We start from the raw sequence: 18,703 nt of genomic DNA, 5'->3' as shown, positions 1-18,703 counted from the left end.
CATGAGCCAGGCCAGCGCGCTCAGGGCGCCCACCACACAACCACTGCCGCCAACGGCCAGGGAGCAGGCCTTGCGCCCGGAAGTCAATGAAGCCCATGTTCGCTTCATCGGCCTGGGCAAGACCTACCCGGGCCAGACGCAACCGGCCTTGCACGGCATCGACCTGAACATCCGCCATGGCGAGATCTTCGGCATCATCGGCCGCAGCGGCGCCGGTAAGTCGTCGCTGCTGCGCACCATAAACCGGCTGGAACAACCCAGCCAGGGCCGGGTGCTGATCGACCAGGTAGACATCGAGCCGTTCGACGAAGACCAGCTGGTGGCCCTGCGTCGGCGCATCGGCATGATCTTCCAGCACTTCAACCTGATGTCGGCCAAGACCGTATGGCAGAACGTCGAGCTGCCATTGAAGGTGGCGGGCGTGGCCAAGGCCGAGCGCCAGCGCAAGGTGCGTGAGTTGCTGGAACTGGTCGGCCTGCAGGAAAAGCACCACGTCTACCCGGCGCAGTTGTCCGGCGGGCAGAAGCAGCGCGTGGGCATTGCCCGGGCGCTGGTGCATGACCCCGAGATCCTGCTGTGCGACGAGGCCACCTCGGCGCTGGACCCGGAAACCACCGCCTCGATCCTTGAACTGCTGCGCGACATCAACCGGCGCCTGGGCCTGACCATCGTGCTGATCACCCATGAGATGGCGGTTATCCGCGATATCTGCCACCGGGTAGTGGTACTCGAGCGCGGTGAAGTGGTCGAACAGGGCGAGGTCTGGCGGGTATTCGGCTCCCCGCGCCACGAGGTCACCCGCACCCTGCTCGCGCCGCTGCAGGCCAAGTTGCCCGCCGCGCTGCAAGCCAGCCTGCGGGCCAGCCCGGTTAGCCGCGACAGTGCCGTGGTGCTGAAGCTGACCTTGCTTGGCGAGCCGGAACTGTCGGCCCTGTTCAGCGACCTGGGTGGCCGCGTGCGCCTGCTGCAGGGCGGCGTGGAAACCATTGGCGAGCATGCCCTGGGGCAACTGATCCTGTCGGTGCAGCACGCGCCGCACGACACCCATCAACTGCTGGAACGTGCCCGCCGCTGGGCCGAGGACGTGGAGGTACTGGGCCATGTGGTTTGATCGCCTGCTGGAAGGCTTGCTCGATACCCTGCTGATGGTCGGTGTGTCGTCGTTGGTCGCACTGCTGGCGGGGGTGCCGATGGCCGTGCTGCTGGTCACCAGCGACAAGGGTGGAATCTTCGAGGCACCGCTGCTGAACAGGGTGCTGGGCGCTTTCGTCAACCTGTTCCGCTCGATCCCGTTCCTGATCCTGATGGTCGCACTGATCCCCTTCACCCGCCTTGTGGTGGGCACCACCTATGGCGTGTGGGCGGCGGTGGTGCCGCTGACCATTGCTGCCACGCCGTTCTTTGCGCGAATAGCCGAAGTCAGTTTGCGTGAAGTCGACCATGGCCTGGTGGAGGCCGCGCAAGCCATGGGCTGCCGGCGCTGGCACATTGTCTGGCATGTGCTGTTGCCTGAAGCGCTGCCGGGGATTGTCGGTGGTTTCACCATCACCCTGGTGACCCTGATCAACTCCTCGGCCATGGCCGGGGCGATTGGCGCCGGGGGCTTGGGCGACATTGCTTATCGGTATGGTTACCAGCGCTTTGACAGCCAGATCATGCTGACCGTGATTGCCATGCTGGTGGCGCTGGTGGCGTTGATCCAGTTGGGTGGGGACCGCTTGGCGAAGGGCTTGAACAAGCGTTGAATCCGGGGGCTGCTTTGCAGCCCGATCGCGACACAAGGCCGCTCCTACAGGCGACCGCATACCCATGTAGGAGCGGCCTTGTGTCGCGACCGGGCCGCAAAGCGGCCCCAAAATCTCAATCCCAGCGAAGATCGCCAGCCGGCACCGGCCGCCCGAACCAGTACCCCTGCCCCAGCTGACACTGCTCCTGTAGCAGGAAACTGGCCTGCTCCGCCTGCTCGATACCCTCGGCATGCACCTGCATGCCCATGCTGCGGGCCAGGGCGATGATCACCCGCACGATCGCGATGTCATCTTCATCCAGCGGCAACCCGGCTACGAAGCCTTGGTCGATCTTCAGCTTCTGCACGGGTAGGCGCTTGAGCCGCAGCAGCGATGAATAGCCGGTGCCAAAGTCATCGATGGCCAGGGTCACGCCAAGCTCACGCAAACGGTGCAGTTGCTCCAGCGCCACCTCCGGGTCTTCCATCACCGCGCTTTCGGTGACCTCCAGCTCCAGCAAGGCGGGGGCCAGGCCGGTCTCGTGCAGCACTTCGGCCACTTGCCGATACAACGCGTGCTGGCCAAACAGGCGGCTGGAAATGTTCACCGCCACAAAGGCCAGCTGCCGACCTTGCGCCTGCCATTGCACCATTTGCAGGCAGGCCTGGCGCAACACCCAGGCGTCGATTTCGGCAATCAACCCGGTGCGTTCGGCAATCGGGATGAACTCGCCCGGCGGCACCAGGCCTCGTTGCGGATGCTGCCAGCGCACCAGTGCCTCGACGCCGACCTTGCAGCCAGTCGCCAGGTCGTGCACCGGCTGATAGAACACGCGCAGCTCGTCATGCTCCAGCGCCCGGCGCAGTTCACCGGCGGTCTCGACCCGGTGCTGTGCGTGGGCTGTAAGTTCTTCGGTGTACAGCGCATAGCACGCGCGCCCGTTGCTCTTGGCTTTGTACAACGCCGAGTCGGCATTGCGCAGCAACTGCTCGGCACTCAAGGCGTCGCTGGGGAACAAGCTGATGCCTGCACTGACACTGATGAACAGGCGATGGCCATCGAACAGGAACGGCTCGCGCATACGCTCGATGATGCACTGCGCCAGCTTGCCCGCCTGGCCGACCTGCTGGCAGTTTTCGGCCAACACGCCGAACTCGTCACCGCCCAGGCGGGCCAAGGTCACGCCACTGCCCAGTACCTCGCCCAGGCGCTCGCCCACCAGTTTCAGCAACTGGTCACCGATGGTGTGGCCCAGGCCATCGTTGATGCTCTGGAAATGGTCGAGGTCCAGCAACAGCAAGGCGCAACCGCGCTTGTTGGCCTGCGCGGCCGCCAGCGCCTGCTCGACGCGGTCGGTGAACAGCAGGCGGTTGGGCAGGCCGGTCAACGGGTCGTGGTGGGCCAGGTAGGCCAGCTCCTGCTCCGAATGCTTGATCGCACTGATGTCACTGAACACCGCTACGTAGTGGCTCAGCTCACCCTGGTCGTCGCGAATGGCGCAAATGGTCTGCCACTGCGGGTAGATTTCGCCACTCTTGCGCCGGTTCCAGATTTCGCCGCTCCATTCGCCTTTTTCTGCCAGGGCGGCAAAGACCTGCTGGTAGAAGGCCAGGCCATGGCGGCCCGACTTGAACTTGCTCGGGCGCTGACCGATGACTTCATCCTGCTGGTAGCCGGTGATGCGCATGAACGCGCGGTTGACGTGCACGATCAAGCCTTGGCGGTCGGTCACCAGCACGCCTTCAAGGGTGCTGTCGAACACCGCGGCCGCCATGCGCAGCCGCTCCCGGTCTTCGCATCGCATGCGGGCGCCATGGCCGATGAAGTTCAGCAGGCGCACCCGCGACATATATATCAGCCATGCACTGAGCAGCACCCAGACCACCACGTTGATCTGCCGCCCCACGGTCAGTGCCAGAGGATCGTCAGTCATGCTGTGCAGCATCACCTCGGCCAGCGCCAGCCAGAGGATCGAGAGCACCACATACAGCGCAGAAAGGCGCAAGGCGTCGCGAACGGAAACAGACATGTCGGGTGGGATAGCCCATTGAAAAGAAAGGGACATTATAAAGGCTGAAACATGTCGTGACCTCCTATCTAAACGGTTGACTGGTTTTATTTCCCCACCAAGGGATAATCGGCCCTTCCCCCCGCATTTCGAGGGTATTTACACCTATGTGGTACAACGGCCTGCTCGACTTGTCGGCCTGGCAACTGGTCGGCATCACTTTGTTGATGACCCATGTGACCATTGTCGGCGTCACGGTCTACCTGCATCGCTACTCCGCGCACCGGGCCCTGGAGCTCAACGGCGCGCTCAAGCATTTCTTCCGTTTCTGGCTGTGGCTGACTACGGCGCAGAACACCCGCGAGTGGACCGCCGTCCACCGCAAGCACCACGCCAAGTGCGAAACCCCCGACGACCCGCACAGCCCTGTGCACAAGGGCGTGAACACGGTGTTACGCAAAGGTGCCGAGCTTTATCGTGAAGAAGCACGCAACCCTGAAACCCTGCGTATCTACGGCAAGAACTGCCCGGACGACTGGATCGAACGCAACCTCTACTCCCGTTACAAACTGGGCGGCATCGCGCTGATGGCGGTGATCGACCTGTTATTGTTCGGCACCATCGGCATCACCATCTGGGCGGTGCAGATGATGTGGATCCCGTTCTGGGCCGCCGGTGTGGTCAACGGCCTGGGCCATGCGCTCGGCTACCGCAATTTCGAATGCCGTGACGCCGCTACCAACCTGGTGCCGTGGGGCATCGTCATCGGTGGCGAAGAGCTGCACAACAACCACCATACCTACCCCAACTCGGCCAAGCTGTCGGTCAAGCGCTGGGAGTTCGACATGGGCTGGGCGTGGATCCGCCTGTTCTGCCTGCTGCGCCTGGCCAAAGTGCAGCGCGTGGCGCCGATTGCCCACCGGGTCGAAGGCAAAGGCAGCCTGGACATGGACACCGCCATGGCCATCCTCAACAACCGTTTCCAGATCATGGCCCAGTACCGCAAGCTGGTGATCGGCCCGCTGGTGAAGCAGGAGCTGGCCCGGGTCGATGCCTCGGTAAGCCACCACTTCCGCCGCGCCAAACGCCTGCTGTCGCGTGAAACCAGCCTGCTGGAAGACCGCCACCATGTGCGCATCGAGTCGATGCTGGCGCACAGCCAGGCGCTGAAGACCATCTATGAAAAGCGCTTGGCCCTGCAGCAGATCTGGGCGCGCACCAGCGCCAACGGCCACGACATGCTGGCCGCCATGAAGGACTGGGTACACGAGGCCGAAACCAGCGGTATCCATGCCTTGCGCGACTTTGCGGCACAGCTCAAGACCTACTCCCTGCGCCCGACCGGCGCCTGACCACCGTTGATCAGCACGCCCCGCAATGGGGCGTGTCGCCTGGAACTTCCCCTCCCCGCTTCCACTCAAACCCGGCACATCGCCCGCGTGGCGGGCAGGATGCTGGCCGCACGCTTTCACGTTGAGACTCACTTCGTGCACATGGCCAAGAACATTCCAACAACATTGCCCGGTCGCTCACCTCCCGGTCCTGCGCAGACACTACTGGCGCTATTCCACGCCCAAGGCGAGGTTGCCCGCCTGAGCGAACGCGAGCAGCTGTTCAGTTCGTTGCTCGACAGCGTCAATGCGGTGCTCTGGGCATTCGATTGGGAAACGCGCCAGGTACTTTACGTAAGCCCCGCCTACGAGCGCATCTTCGGTCGCCCGGCCAGCCTGGTGCTGGCCGACTTCAATGAATGGCGCGACAGTATTTACCCCGACGACCTGGAGTACGCCGAACGCAGCCTTGCCCAAGTGCTGCTCAAGGGCGCAGTGGAAGACCGCGAATACCGCATTATCAATGCCGACGGGCAGCTGCGCTGGCTGAGCGACAAGTGCTACATCAACCAGCATCGCGACGGCGACCGGGTGATCATCGTCGGCATCGCCGAAGACATCACTGAAAAGAAGCAGCTCGAAGGCGAACTGCAACGCCTTGCCACCACCGACGTGCTGACCCAGAGCAGCAACCGCCGGCACTTCTTCGAATGTGCCCAACAAGCCTTCGACAGCGCCCGTGAAGACGGCACACCGCTGGCTTTCCTGCTGCTGGACATCGACGACTTCAAGCGCATCAACGACAGCTTTGGTCACCAGGAAGGCGACCAGGTACTGCAGCAGATCGCCGACAGCGGCAAGGCCGTGTTACGCCGTGGCGACCTGTTCGGGCGTATTGGTGGTGAGGAGTTTGCGGCGGTGTTCCCGGGTTGCAGTGCCGAGGTAGCCGAGCAGATTGCCGAGCGCCTGCAACGGCAGATTCAACGTTTGAGCTTCAGCCATGGGGAGCAGACTTACGGGGTGACGGTGAGCCAGGGGCTTACCGGGTTGACCGATGAAGATGTGGCTTTGGACAGCCTGTATGCCCGCGCCGATGCGGCGATGTACCAGGCCAAACGGCAGGGCAAGAACCAGATAGTCCGCGGCTGAATTACCCGAAGGCTTACACGATCGCTGTAGGAGCGGCCTTGTGTCGCGATCGGGCTGCGAAGCAGCCCCAGGGTTTCAGCGAACATGCACAAATCTGGGGCTGCTTCGCAGCCCTATCGCGACACAAGGCCGCTCCTACAAAGGTCAGCGTCCAGCCTAACTTAGGTAGCTGGCTCAGGTGGCGCCGGTTTAACCTCCGGGTTCTCCACCTTGCGCAACCGGCTCAACTCCGGCAATCCAATCTTCAGCAACCGCGCAGTCTTGCCACTGGCCACCTTCTCCAGCCCCTGCTCAGCCGGTAGCCGCGACAACTGCCCGGCCAGGTTCATGGCCAGAATCTCCCGTGAATACACCCCGCCGCCCAGCTGGTAGATCGCCGCAATCAGCTCACGCAGGGCCAGCGGCAAGCGCCAGCGGGTGCGCAGCGCCGAGCCGAACGCCGCACCGAATTCATTGAGTGAAAGCTGTACCTTGTCCTCGTCCAGCTCACCGCCGGCCAGGCGCCATTCCTGCAGGCAACGCAGTACGGCCAGGTCGCCCAGGCAATGCAGCAGCCCCGCGCAGTAACAACGCCCCTCGTCCAGCTCGAGCATGCGCGCCAGGGTGCGGCCATATTCGGCAGTGTGCAGCGACAGGTCCCAATAGCGGGCCGCATGCTCCGCCAGCAACGGGTCGCTGAGGCGTGCGCTACGTTTCAGGGTCATGCCCAGAATCAGGTTCATGCTCTGCGTACTGCCAAGCTTGTTCAAGGCTTGCAACAAGGTCTGCACCGGTGCCTCACGGTGCAGCGCCGCGCTGTTGGCCGCAGCGATCAGCACGGCAGTCACCTGCGGGTCTTTACGCACTTCCTCTTCCAGCACCTTGAGGTTCAGGCCCTGAGGGTTGAGCGCACGCTTGATCGCCACTTGCACATCGGCCAGCAGCGGCCCGCCATCGGCGGTCGCGCGGCGCTGTTCGAGATAGGCCGGCAGGCTGGCACCTGCCTGCAAGGGCGGCACCGGGCAGGCGATCTCTTCGCCAACCGCCAGCAGCAGCTCTTCCAGGCGCTTGCGCAGGTTATCCAGGTTCAGTGGCTTGCTCAGGTAGGCCGTGGGGTGCAACGGCAGCGCCTCGCGCACACTGGCGCTGTCGCTGCGGTTGCTCATGAGGATGAACGGCAACCCCGAGCCTTTGGCGCGTACCTTGCGCAGCAAGTCGAGGCCGTCGATGCCGGCCAGCTCGCGTGCAGCAATGATCAGGTCGGGCTTGCCGGCCAAGGCACTCAGCGCCTGCGAACCGTCGGCACATACCTGCAGCCGCGCATCACAGCGCACGCTCAGCAGCATTTCGCTGAGCATGTCACGTACCCATGGGTCGCCTTCGACAATCAGTACGCTTGGTGGTGTGGGGTCTGCAGCGTTCATCGCCAACTACTCCTGAAAATCCCTGACACACAGTCCGTCGCAGCTTCCTGAGCAAATCCTCCAACAACCATAGCGCCACATGGCTTTTCTGGGCACAAAAAAAACCCGCCGAGGCGGGTTTTTTCAGAAGCGTGTCACATCAGGCAAGTTCAGCGAAGCACTCTTCGATGATGGCCAGGCCTTTGTCCAGCAGCGCGTCTTCGGCGGTCAGCGGAACCAGGATACGCAGGACGTTGCCGTAGGTGCCGCAAGACAGCAGGATCAGACCCTTGTCGCGTGCCTTGGCCACAACCTGGCCAACAGCAGCAGCGTTCGGGGTGTGAGTGCCCTTCTCGAAGACTTCGACGGCAATCATCGAACCCAGACCACGGACGTCGCCGATGATCGGGTGCTTCTTCTGGATTTCGCGCAGGCCAGTGGTCAGGCGCTCACCCACAGCTTTGCTGCGGTCCAGCAGTTTTTCTTCTTCGAACACTTCGATCACGGCCAGGGCCGCGGCGCAAGCGATCGGCGAGCCGGCGTAGGTGCCGCCCAGGCCGCCTGGAGCAATGGCGTCCATGTACTCGGCCTTGCCGCACACACCGGCCAGCGGGAAGCCGCCAGCGATGGATTTGGCGAAGGTGGTCAGGTCAGGCGCAACGCCCATCTGCTCCATGGCGAAGAAGGTGCCGGTACGGCCAGCGCCAGTCTGTACTTCGTCGGCGATCAGCAGGATGCCGTGCTGGTCGCACAGGGCGCGCAGACGCTTCATCAGCTCTTTCGGCGCTGGCAGGAAGCCGCCTTCGCCTTGTACTGGCTCGAGGATGATCGCGGCGATGTCCTTCGGCTCGGCGTCGTTCTTGAAGATACGCTCGACCGAAGCGATGGCTTCGTCAACGCTCACACCGTGCAGTTCGTTCGGGAACAGCGCGCGGAACACGCCGCCTGGCATCAGGCCCATGCCAGCGGAGTAAGGCACGACCTTGCCGGTCAGGCCCAGGGTCATCATGGTACGGCCGTGGTAAGCGCCGGTGAAGGCGATCACGCCAGCACGGCCAGTAGCGGCACGGGCGATCTTGACGGCGTTCTCAACGGCTTCAGAGCCGGTGGTGACCAGCAGGGTCTTCTTGTCGAATTCGCCTGGTACCAGCTTGTTGATCTTCTCGCACAGCTCTACGTAAGGCTCGTAGGCCAGCACCTGGAAGCAGGTGTGGCTGACCTTGGTCAGCTGCTCTTGCACGGCTGCAACCACTTTCGGGTGCAGGTGGCCGGTGTTCAGTACTGCGATGCCGCCGGCGAAGTCGATCAGTTCGCGGCCTTCAACGTCGATCACGGTCGAGTTCTTCGCGGTGTCGACGAAGATCGGGTGGATCTGGCCAACGCCACGTGGGACGGCAGCTACACGACGTTGCATCAAGGATTCGTTGGTCTTGCTCATAATGCCCTCATTGCGCCGACAGTAATGGCGCTTTTATTCGGGGGTGGCTGGGAGTGCTCGCGAACAGTATTCGTTGATCGACTGCCGCAAACGCCCTGGTCACCAGGTACTGCAATGTAAAAAAGGCCAGCGAGACGTCGCTCTCGCGCCCCGCTGGCAGAGGTAAAGCCTTTACCGTGCTATCAGACGCTGATGCACAGGTATTTGATTTCGAGGTAGTCCTCGATACCGTACTTGGAACCTTCGCGGCCCAGGCCCGAGGCCTTGATGCCACCGAACGGTGCCACTTCGTTGGAAATCAGGCCGGTGTTGATACCCACCATGCCATATTCCAGCGCCTCGGCAACACGGAACACACGGCTCATGTCGCGGGCGTAGAAGTACGAGGCCAGGCCGAACTCGGTGTCGTTGGACATGGCGATGACTTCGGCTTCATCTTTGAAGCGGAACAGCGGTGCCAGTGGGCCGAAAGTCTCTTCCTTGGCCACGGCAGCAGTCCTCGGTACGTCGACCAGAATGGTCGGCTCGAAGAAGTTGCCTTCGATCAGCTTGCCACCGGACAGCACTTTGGCGCCCTTGGAAACGGCGTCTTCAATGTGTTCCTGAACCTTGGCGACAGCCTTGCCATCGATCAGCGGGCCGGTGGTGGTGCCGTCTTCCAGGCCGTTACCGATCTTCAGCTTGGCAACTGCAGCAGCCAGCTTCTCGGCGAACGCGTCGTAGACGCCGTCCTGCACGTAGATACGGTTGGCGCAGACGCAGGTCTGGCCGTTGTTGCGGTACTTGGAGATGATCGCGCCCTCGACCGCCTTGTCCAGGTCGGCGTCGTCGAACACGATGAACGGGGCGTTGCCACCCAGCTCCAGGGAGACCTTCTTGATGTCCTTGGCGCATTCTTCCATCAGCTGACGACCGATTTCGGTCGAGCCGGTGAAGGACAGCTTGCGCACCAGGGAGTTGCCGGTCAGTTCGCCGCCAACTTCGCCAGCGCTGCCGGTAACCACGCTCAGCACGCCAGCCGGGATACCGGCACGGTGGGCCAGCTCGACCAGGGCCAGGGCGGAGTACGGGGTCTGCGAAGCAGGCTTGAGCACCATGGTGCAGCCAGCGGCCAGGGCCGGGCCGGCTTTACGGGTGATCATGGCGGCCGGGAAGTTCCACGGGGTGATGGCCGCAGTAACGCCGATTGGCTGCTTGATGACGATCAGGCGCTTGTCTGGCTGGTGGCCAGGGATGGTGTCACCGTAGACGCGCTTGGCTTCTTCGGCGAACCACTCGATGAACGAGGCAGCATAGGCGATTTCGCCCTTGGCTTCGGCCAGCGGCTTGCCTTGCTCGGTGGTCATCAGGCGAGCCAGGTCGTCCTGGTTCTCGATCATCAGTTCGAACCAGCGACGCAGCTTGGTCGAACGCTCCTTGGCGGTCAGGGCACGCCAGGCCGGCAGGGCCTTGTCGGCGGCTTCGATGGCGCGGCGGGTTTCCGCGGTGCCCATCTTCGGCACGGTACCGATGACTTCACCGGTGGCCGGGTTGGTCACCTTGATGGTCTGGCCATTGTCCGCATCCAGCCACTCACCATTGATATAGGCTTGCTGGCGGAACAACTGAGCGTCTTTGAGCTGCATGTCGGCTTCCCGAATTGTTGATTGTTGAAAAGCGCCCAAGGCAGGGCATCGAGCGTTTGAAATCTCAAACGAATGCTAAGCGGCTGCTGGGGTGTTGGACAATAGGCTGTTCGAAAAAAAGAACGAATGGTTGAACAGCCCGTCTGGAAATGTCGCTACAGGGTAGACGATCGAGCGGGGGGAAATGTGAAAGGTTGGCGCTTGCCATGGCAGCTTTTGCGCCTGTGAGATCGAGCGCCGCCCGCGCGGCGCATCGCGGGGCAAGCCCGCTCCCACATCTGTTTCGGGCCAATTATTCCTGTGCCATAGGCGCGCGCACCATGGGGTGCATGACTGGAAATCGATAAAGATCAGCGCCACCTTCAATTTCGAATGGGACCAACAAGGCGGATAGAGGAGGCCTCACAGGAGTGACTGGCCCGAAACAGATGTGGGAGCGGGCTTGCCCCGCGAAGCGCCGCGCGGGCGGCGCTCGATCTCACAGGCGAAGAAAATTCTATGACAAGCACCCAGCAGCCGTGATGCTTTGTCATCTCAATCAAAAAGCCTTGGCCAGGTCGATCACCAGCGCCCGATAACCCACCGAACCCGGCTGCCGGCTATGCACCTTCAGCTCCACCAGCACCTCCTGGGTGCCGCGCCGGACCTCGTTCAGCACGGTGGTAGTCAGTTTCTGCGGGGTGAGGAAATTCACCGAAGCCGAGTAGATGAACTGGGTGTCGGTCTCTGGCCGGTAGGCCACCACGGAAGTCACCGGGCTGTACCACTCGTCGCCACGCTCCTTGCCGTATTCCCACACCTGCTCGACGGTGCCCTTGGCCTCGTCGATGCGGTATTCCACGGCCCGGCTGTAGTTGCCGGTCAGCTTGGTGGGCGCAAAATCGCGGCCCCAGCCATTGTCGAACACGGTCAACGTGCCTTTGCCGGTCAGCCAGGCGGTGTGTTGGGTCCATGACCAGTCGAAAGCTTCGCTTTCAACCGGTTTCAGTACCTTGTCACGCAGATGCTGCGGCCAACCCTGGGGCGAGGCGAGAATCCACTTGACCTGCTTGTCACGGCCAATCTTCACCACGCCCTGGTGCCGTGCTGAAACGATGATGCTGTCGTCATCGGCGTCGTAATCAATGGCATTGACGTGCGCCCAGTTACGCCCGGTCCCTACCCCGGGGGTGTCACCGAAAGGCAAGTCACCCTCGGCCAGTTCGTTGGCCAGCCGCTCGTCCTGTTTCTGCACGCCAGGCGGCAACTGGATGGCCGCCTTGCCCAAGGTTTCCAGCAGGTCGCCGCGGTACGGGTCAAGGATCTGGTTGAGGTCCCAGAAGTCCAGCACATCCCCGGCTTCGCTGACCTCGATGATATGGTCGCGGATCGAGCGCACACGCTTGCCATCGGGGCGGCGGTAATCGCTGGTGCCAACCCGCAGCAAGTAGGTGCCATTGCTGGTTTCGCGGATTTCGTGGGAGAAGTCGGCAAACTTGTCCGGCAAGCTACGCTGCCAGATGCGTCGGCCCAGCAGGTCGTACTTGGAATAGGTCTGGCCCTGACCCCAGATCAGCTTGCCGTCACGGGTCTGCTGGAAGCCCATGGTACCGCCCAGGCTGTCGCGGCGGTTGGAGTCGTGGATCTGCTCGATATCCAGGTACCAGCGCACATCGCCATTGCTGTCGGCGATCCAGTTGTTGCCCACCTGGTCCCATTCCGCTGCGCCGCCCAGCGCATTCCACTTGAAGGCGCGCCCACCCGGAATGTCTCCCTGCAGGTGGTTGAACAGGTACAGGCGCTTTTCAAAGCCCGCCGCGACCTTGATCGGTTCGACCTCCGGCAGCGCAGCAGTCTGTTTCGCCACCACCGGCAGGCGCACGGCCGGGGCGTAGATCTGGTATTGCTCGCGAATGCGCTCGCCGTCCAGCTTGTAGGTCACTTCTACATGGTTGACGTGATCCGGGTACAAACCGAATACCGGGATGCCGCCGTAAGTCCATAGTGAACGATCAGAGACATCGTAAACGATGTCCACGCCGCGCTCGCCGCGCCCCAGCACGCGTACGTGCGCGTCACTCAGGCTGCGCCCACCGTCGCGAATGATCGCGGTCAGCGGCGCCAGGCGGTACGGGTTGACCACCACGTCGCCGAGCAGCGCCTCATCGCGCTCAGGGACTTTGGCGGTCAGGCAGGCGCCCTCAGGCAGTGCAGGGGTTTGTGTCTTGGCATTCATGGCAAAGCTCCTTGTGCTCAGAAGTCGTAACGGGCGGTGGCGCCGAAGGTGCGCGGGGTGCCGAGCACGCCGGCATAACCACCGTTGGCGGAGTTCCACAGGCTGGTGAAGTAGGTCTTGTCGCCGGCGTTTTTCACCCACAGCGACAGGTCGACCACGCCGTCGCCCTGGTCCAGGCGTACACCGGCGGAAAGGTTGACCAGCGCGTAGCTGGGGATCTGGCCGAAATCGGAATCGTCGATAGTGCCCACCGCCTTGGAACGGAAGGCGTAGCTGGCAGTGACGTAGGGCTCGACATGCTCGCTGGCCTGCCACTTGTACTGGGTGTTGAGGTTGGCGATGTACTTGGATGCACCCACCACCTGGTGGCCGGACAGGTCGCAGGTGGCGCTGGCATTGGCCAGGCTCACCTCGGGCGGGCACGGCGCGTCCTTGTATTCGGTGTAGCGCACGTCGTTCCACGAGCCGTTGAAGTTGACCGTAAGGCCGCGGATCGGCAGTGCGGTAGCCTCGAACTCCAGGCCACGCGAACGCACCCTGCCGGCGTTGGCCAGGTACTGCACACGGTTGATCTGGTCGTAGACGTTGGCCTGGTAGCCATGCACTTCGGCCCAGAACAGGTTGGTATTCAGTTGCAGGCGGCCATCAAGCAACGTGCTTTTCAAACCCAGCTCGGCGTTGTTGACCCGCTCGGTGCCGACCAGCAGCGAATCGGTGCCCAGGCGTGGTGCGGCGCCGACGGTAAGGTTGATGCCGCCGGACTTCTCGCCATGGGTCAGGGTGGCGTAACCCAGCAACTGCTCGTTGAAGCGGTAGCTCAGGCCCAGCAGGCCAGAGGGGCTGAAGCTGTACTGGTTGAGGTCGCCGGAATCATAGGCGCCCACCCGGCCCTGGCGTGCAGCAGCGGCAGCACCGGTCACGTCCGTACCGCCGGTCGGCGCATCGCGGGTTACCCAGGCGCTTTTCTCTTCGTAGGTACCGCGAATGCCGGCGGTGAAGTCCAGGCGGTCGGTGATGTGCCAGGTGCCCTGGGCGAACAGCGCATAGCTATCGGTGTCGATGTGCCCGTCGCCGATGGTGTTGACGTTGTTCAGCGCACCGGCCGGGGTGAGGTTCCAGATATCCGCTTGCGGTCCGTAATACGTGAAGGATTTGTTGTCCAGGTCCTGCTTGAAGTAGTACGCGCCTAGCACATAGTCGAAGGCGCCTCCGGTGGGCGACGCTAGGCGGATTTCCTGCGAGTACTGCTTGTCGCGCACCGAGACACCGGCGCTGTAGAACACCGGCACGTTGAGGCCGTCGTCGTTACGTGGGGTGAAGTCCCACCAGCGGTAGGCGGTGATCGAGGTCAGGGTGAAGTCGTTGGGCAACGTCCAGTTGGCCTCCACCGAAGTGCCGCCCTGGAACACCGTCACCTGCTGATCGGCGTCGAAGTTGACCTTGCGGTCCTTGCCCGATACCAGCGTCGCGCCAGCCTGGGCGGCCAGGCTTTCGTAGCGGTTGACGCCATTGATGGTCGGCCCGGTGCTGTACAGGCTGAGGATACCGTTGTTGGAGTCCTCCTCGTTGTATTCGCCGATCCAGCGCAGGTTGAAGGTTTCGCTGGGCTTGAACAGCAATTGGGTACGAAAACCCTGGCGCTTGCCGCCGTTGAGGTCGTCACCGTTGTGGATGTTCTTCACATAGCCGTCGTCTTCGGTGCGGTAGGCACTGATGCGCCCGGCCAACGTGTCGCTGATCGGCCCCGAAAAGCTGCCTTGGGTCTGCAGGTAGCCATCTTCACCCACCGACTGCTGGATGCTGCCCTCGCGGTGGAAGGTGGGCTTGCGCGTAGTGATGTTGAGTACGCCAGCGGTGGTGTTCTTGCCAAACAGGGTGCCCTGCGGGCCGCGCAGCACCTCCAGTTGCTCCACGTCCAGCAGGTCGAACACCGCCATGCCGGGGCGGCCGAGGTAAACGTTGTCCAGGTAGATGCCGACGCTGCCTTCCAGGCCATCGCTGGCGGGGTTGTTGCCCAGGCCGCGGATCGAGATGCTCGACTGCCGCGCATGCACATAGGCGACGTTGGTGCTGGGCACCAGCTGTTGCAGATCCTGCACACGGTAGATGCGCTGGGTTTCCAGGGTTTCGCTGTCGAGCACGCTGATCGGCGTGGGTACGCTCTGCGCGGTTTCTTCGCGGCGGCGGGCGTTGACCGTGACGGTGCCGAGCTTGGCTTCCTGCTCCAGCGCCGGGGCGGTGGCGCTGACCGGCTCTTCGGCGTAGCTGCCAGAGGACGCCGCCAGCAGCACGCCAGCGGCCAAGGGTTGCAAGGTGAAACGCGACGCGCGCGCAGGCCAACGGGAAAGTCCGGACATGCAAATGCTCCTTGAGGCATGGGCCCTGGGCGAGCATTTCCGTTGGCGGAACCGAATCGCGGTCAGTCGGGCTTATATTCTTTTAAGAGATATAAATATTTGTAAATCATATTTTGTGGAATAAGTGACTCCCTTTATAAGGGGACTCACCCTTGTCAGCAATTGCATTTGACCGAAGGTTTTAATGTAGAAAATGCATATCGATCTGCGTCAGCTGCGCCACTACATTGCCCTTGTCGAACACCGCAGTTTTGTTGCCGCGGCGGCGGCCGTGAACCTGTCGCAATCGGCCTTCAGCCGCAGCATCCAAACCTTGGAGCACAATGTCGGCTGCCGCCTGGTGGACCGCGCCAGCAAAGAGCTGGCGCCCACACGCCAGGGTTTATTGGTGCTGGAGCACTCGCGGCGGCTAGTGCATGGGGCTCACAAGCTGGTCAACGAGATTCACCAGTTCAACGGCGCCACCACCGGCGTGGTGCGCTTCGGCTCCGGCCCGGCGCCGGCTGGCGGATTGGTGCCACGGGCAGTGGCACGTTTCGTTGCCGAGTACCCGGCGGCGCGCACCTGCTTCCAGGTGGATAACTGGCAGGCGCTGAACCGCAAGCTGGTGGCCGAGGAGATCGAGTTCTTTGTCGCCGACACCCGCCAGTTCGAGTCCGACCCGGATTACCAGGTGCACAAGCTGACGCCACAGCGCTGGCATTTCTGCTGCCGTGCCGGGCACCCGCTGACCGAGCGGGCTGAAGTACGCGCGCGCGACGTGTTCGATTACCCGCTGGCGACCACTTTCCGGCCGCCGAACATCCGCAAGATCCTCAGCGACCTCAGCGGGCGCCAGGATTTTCTGCCGGCGGTGGAGTGCGAGCATGGTTATGCGTTGCTGAATGTGGTGATGCACTCGGACACCATCGGCATTGCCTGCAATGCCAATTTGCGGCCGTATCAGCGCGATGGGGGGTTGGTGGCCTTGCAGCTGGCCGACCTGACGGCGGAGCAGGAAGAGGCGTTCTATACCCGCTACGGGGTGGTGAGCCGGGTGGGGTACGGGCTATCGCCGCTGGCTCAAGGGTTGGTCAGGCAACTGATTGCCTGTGATACCGAGGTGTAGCTGGCGGGGGCTTCGCCCCCGTTTCGCGACACAAGGCCGCTCCTACAGGGGTACGCGATCTCCTGTAGGAGCGGCCTTGCGTCGCGAAAGGGCCGCAAAGCGGCCCCGGCGATATCAGCCCTTGCGGGTCGTCCGGCTCAACTGCCCATCCACCCCGACTGGCACCTCTCCCGCCAAGGTCACCCGCCGCACCACGCGCGGCTGGGTGCCGTAGTCGTCCACCGCATAATGCTGCGTCGCGCGGTTATCCCAGATCGCCACGTCCCCCGCCTGCCAGCGCCAGCGCACGGTGTTCTCCAGGCGCGTCACATGCCCTTGCAGCACCGCGAACAGGTGCTGCGAATCGGCCAGCGAATAGCCCTTGATGCGCTTCACGAAGTGCCCCAGCTGCAGTGCCCGCTCGCCACTGATCGGGTGCACGCGCACCACCGGGTGCTCGGTCTCGTACACCGTGGAGGTGAACACCTTGCGATAACGCTCCAGCTTGGCCGGGTCGACGTCGGGCTTGATGCTGGCGTAGTCGTACTCGTTGCTGTGCACCGCCCATAGCTTGTCGGCCAGTTCGCGCAGCGGCTCAGGCAGCTCCTGATACGCCGCCGCCGTGTTGGCCCACACGGTATCGCCACCGGAGGCAGGCGCTACCACACTGCGCAGGATCGAGGCCTTGGGGTAAGCATCGACGAAGGTCACATCGGTGTGCCAGGAATTGGCCCGCTGGCCCTCGGCACCATCGAGTTGCAGCAGGTAGCTGGTGCCATCCACCACCGGAACGGTGGGGTGTGCTATCGGTTCACCGAGCAGTTTGGCGAAGGCTTCCTGGCTCTGGTCATCGAGGTGGGTCTGGCCACGGAAGAAGATCACCTTGTACTTCACCAGCGCGGCCTGGATGGCGTCGAGGGTCGCCGCGTCCAGCTCGGCGGACAGTTGCACGCCACGGATTTCGGCGCCGATACGGCCGGCAACCGGGTGAATGTCGAGATCGAGGGCTTGTGGCGCGGTGGCCAGGGCGGCATTGCTCATGGTCGTGGTCCTTGCGGTAGTTGTCGGGTTGTTTGCGGGTTCAGCGGGCGGCCTGCACGGCCTGTTCGTGTTTCAGCGCGGCATCGAGGAAGCGCGGTTCGATCCAGTCGGCCACCTGGAAGCCACGGCGGATTAGGCGCTCCTTGGCGGCCAGGTCGACGCCCTGCTGCAACTGGCCGACGAAGTCGGCGTCCAGCCGGGGGTCGAAGTAGTGGGCAAGGTCTTCCTTGGCCAGGTCATCGCTGAGGATGCTGCGCGGCCAGTTGGCATTGCTGGCCACCAGGTCGACGTAGGCCTCGCGGTTGTGCTCGTCGCGCAGCCAGGTGCTGGCTTGCTCTTGGGCGTTGACCAGGCGCTGCACCAGTTCGGGGTATTTGCGAATGAAGTCGCCAGTGCCCAGCAGCACGGCCTGGGTGCTGCCAGCGCCCTTCAGGTCACCCGAATTGACCGGCAGCTCGACCAGCCCGCGGTCGCGCAACGACAGCAGGTTGGACAAGCCCCAGGTGGCGTCGATCTGCTTGGCGGCCAGCGCGGCATTTGCCGCGTTGAAGTCGAGGTTGATCACTTTCAGCTCGCGCTCGCTCAAGCCCTGGCTGGCCAGGGCGCTGGCGAATGACAGCTGGTTGGCGGTACCACGGAATACCGCCACACGCTTGCCCTTGAGGTCGTGCAGGGTCTTGATGCCAGAGCCGGGTACCACACCCAGGTAGCTCTTCACCCCGCGTACGCCGGCCGACAGCACACGGGTATCGAGGCCATTGGCCTTGCCGACGATCGCCGCCAGGTCGCCGAGGTAGGCGAAGTCGGCCTGGCCGTTGGCCAACGCTTCGTTCACCACCGGCCCGGCACCCTTGAAGAAATGCCAGTCGATGCGGATGCCGTCCTTGGCAAATTCTTTCTCCAGCAACTGCTGCTCACGCAGCACATCGACCACACCACCGGCACTGGGCTTGCTGCCAGCGCTAAGGTCCGGCACGGCGATGCGGATGCTTTCCGGCCTGGCGGTCTCTGCTGCATGGACGCTGAGGGTAAAGGCCAGCCCAAGGGCAGTAATCAGGTGGCGCAACGGGGTTTTCATGGCAAGGCTCCTTGGCAGGGTGCCACCGGCGATGGCCGGCGCTTTGGCCAGAAGCTAGGCAGGTCTGGTTAGAACCTCCAAAGATCAAAACTTCATTTTTTAGTAACTGGAAGGCATAAATCAGAGGACATGCGGGCCGGCGGCGAGGTTGCGGAAAACGCATGGAAAATATGAGGAAAACGCAACGGCCAAGGGCTTCCGTATGCAGAGTGCGCATGCTCTTATCTCTTGAAAGTCGCTTGTTGGATTTTTTAATTCCATAAGT

13 protein-coding genes are annotated in these 18,703 nt (G+C 62.8%); 5 read left to right on the top strand and 8 right to left on the bottom strand.

Features of this window, described 5'->3' with window-relative positions; translation table 11 throughout:
* Nucleotide 1 precedes the first annotated feature (1 nt).
* Together ACIP02_RS12010 and ACIP02_RS12005 are read left to right on the top strand one after the other, a co-directional pair.
* Nucleotides 2-1,111 (top strand): methionine ABC transporter ATP-binding protein, encoded by a 1,110-nt coding sequence (locus ACIP02_RS12010; RefSeq protein ID WP_400616622.1) that lies wholly within the window; start codon nt 2-4, stop codon nt 1,109-1,111.
* Nucleotides 1,101-1,745 (top strand): methionine ABC transporter permease, encoded by a 645-nt coding sequence (locus ACIP02_RS12005; protein ID WP_400616619.1) that lies wholly within the window; start codon nt 1,101-1,103, stop codon nt 1,743-1,745. Before ACIP02_RS12010 ends, ACIP02_RS12005 begins: the two co-directional genes overlap by 11 nt.
* A gap of 115 nt (nt 1,746-1,860) precedes the next feature.
* Here the strand turns inward: ACIP02_RS12005 and dibA are convergent, their stop codons facing one another.
* The gene (gene dibA, locus ACIP02_RS12000) at nt 1,861-3,756 is read right to left on the bottom strand and encodes a phosphodiesterase DibA (protein WP_400616616.1); all 1,896 of its coding nucleotides are present in this window, start codon (nt 3,754-3,756) and stop codon (nt 1,861-1,863) included.
* A gap of 146 nt (nt 3,757-3,902) precedes the next feature.
* Here dibA and desA point away from each other — a divergent pair, with 146 nt between their 5' ends.
* Both desA and ACIP02_RS11990 read left to right on the top strand, forming a co-directional pair.
* Nucleotides 3,903-5,087, top strand: a complete 1,185-nt coding sequence (desA, locus tag ACIP02_RS11995) for a delta-9 fatty acid desaturase DesA (protein WP_400616613.1) — start codon at nt 3,903-3,905, stop codon at nt 5,085-5,087.
* A gap of 99 nt (nt 5,088-5,186) precedes the next feature.
* On the top strand, nt 5,187-6,215 hold the full coding sequence (locus tag ACIP02_RS11990; protein ID WP_400616610.1) for a GGDEF domain-containing protein: 1,029 nt from the start codon (nt 5,187-5,189) through the stop codon (nt 6,213-6,215).
* 161 nt (nt 6,216-6,376) lie between these two features.
* Here the strand turns inward: ACIP02_RS11990 and ACIP02_RS11985 are convergent, their stop codons facing one another.
* From ACIP02_RS11985 to ACIP02_RS11965, 5 genes are all read right to left on the bottom strand, one after another.
* Nucleotides 6,377-7,618 carry an HDOD domain-containing protein gene (locus ACIP02_RS11985; RefSeq protein WP_400616607.1) on the bottom strand — a complete coding sequence of 414 codons (1,242 nt, stop codon included), beginning with the start codon at nt 7,616-7,618 and terminating at the stop codon, nt 6,377-6,379.
* Nucleotides 7,619-7,757: 139 nt separating this feature from the next.
* Entirely contained in the window at nt 7,758-9,035 is a 1,278-nt protein-coding gene (gabT, locus tag ACIP02_RS11980; protein WP_400616604.1) for a 4-aminobutyrate--2-oxoglutarate transaminase, read from the bottom strand.
* Nucleotides 9,036-9,217: 182 nt separating this feature from the next.
* The gene (gabD, locus tag ACIP02_RS11975; RefSeq protein WP_400616602.1) at nt 9,218-10,660 is read right to left on the bottom strand and encodes an NADP-dependent succinate-semialdehyde dehydrogenase; all 1,443 of its coding nucleotides are present in this window, start codon (nt 10,658-10,660) and stop codon (nt 9,218-9,220) included.
* A 538-nt stretch (nt 10,661-11,198) separates the two neighbouring features.
* Complete coding sequence (locus ACIP02_RS11970) at nt 11,199-12,875, bottom strand: aryl-sulfate sulfotransferase (RefSeq protein ID WP_400616599.1); 1,677 nt, start codon at nt 12,873-12,875, stop codon at nt 11,199-11,201.
* A 17-nt stretch (nt 12,876-12,892) separates the two neighbouring features.
* Nucleotides 12,893-15,232, bottom strand: a complete 2,340-nt coding sequence (locus tag ACIP02_RS11965) for a TonB-dependent receptor (protein ID WP_400616597.1) — start codon at nt 15,230-15,232, stop codon at nt 12,893-12,895.
* Between the two features lie 193 nt (nt 15,233-15,425).
* On the opposite strand from ACIP02_RS11965, the gene ACIP02_RS11960 reads away from it, so the two are divergent.
* Nucleotides 15,426-16,340: a LysR family transcriptional regulator gene (locus tag ACIP02_RS11960; protein WP_400616595.1), complete on the top strand. Its 915-nt coding sequence runs from the start codon at nt 15,426-15,428 to the stop codon at nt 16,338-16,340.
* 114 nt (nt 16,341-16,454) lie between these two features.
* Here ACIP02_RS11960 and ACIP02_RS11955 read toward each other — a convergent pair whose 3' ends face one another.
* Nucleotides 16,455-17,360 carry a TauD/TfdA dioxygenase family protein gene (locus tag ACIP02_RS11955; RefSeq protein ID WP_400616592.1) on the bottom strand — a complete coding sequence of 302 codons (906 nt, stop codon included), beginning with the start codon at nt 17,358-17,360 and terminating at the stop codon, nt 16,455-16,457.
* A gap of 40 nt (nt 17,361-17,400) precedes the next feature.
* Entirely contained in the window at nt 17,401-18,438 is a 1,038-nt protein-coding gene (locus ACIP02_RS11950) for an ABC transporter substrate-binding protein (RefSeq protein ID WP_400616590.1), read from the bottom strand.
* Between the last annotated feature and the right edge of the window lie 265 nt (nt 18,439-18,703).

This window comes from Pseudomonas sp. NPDC089408 (genome assembly GCF_044749445.1).
GTDB lineage: Bacteria > Pseudomonadota > Gammaproteobacteria > Pseudomonadales > Pseudomonadaceae > Aquipseudomonas.
Note: the sequence above shows the minus strand (reverse complement) of the source record. Positions and strands in the feature narration are given on the sequence as shown.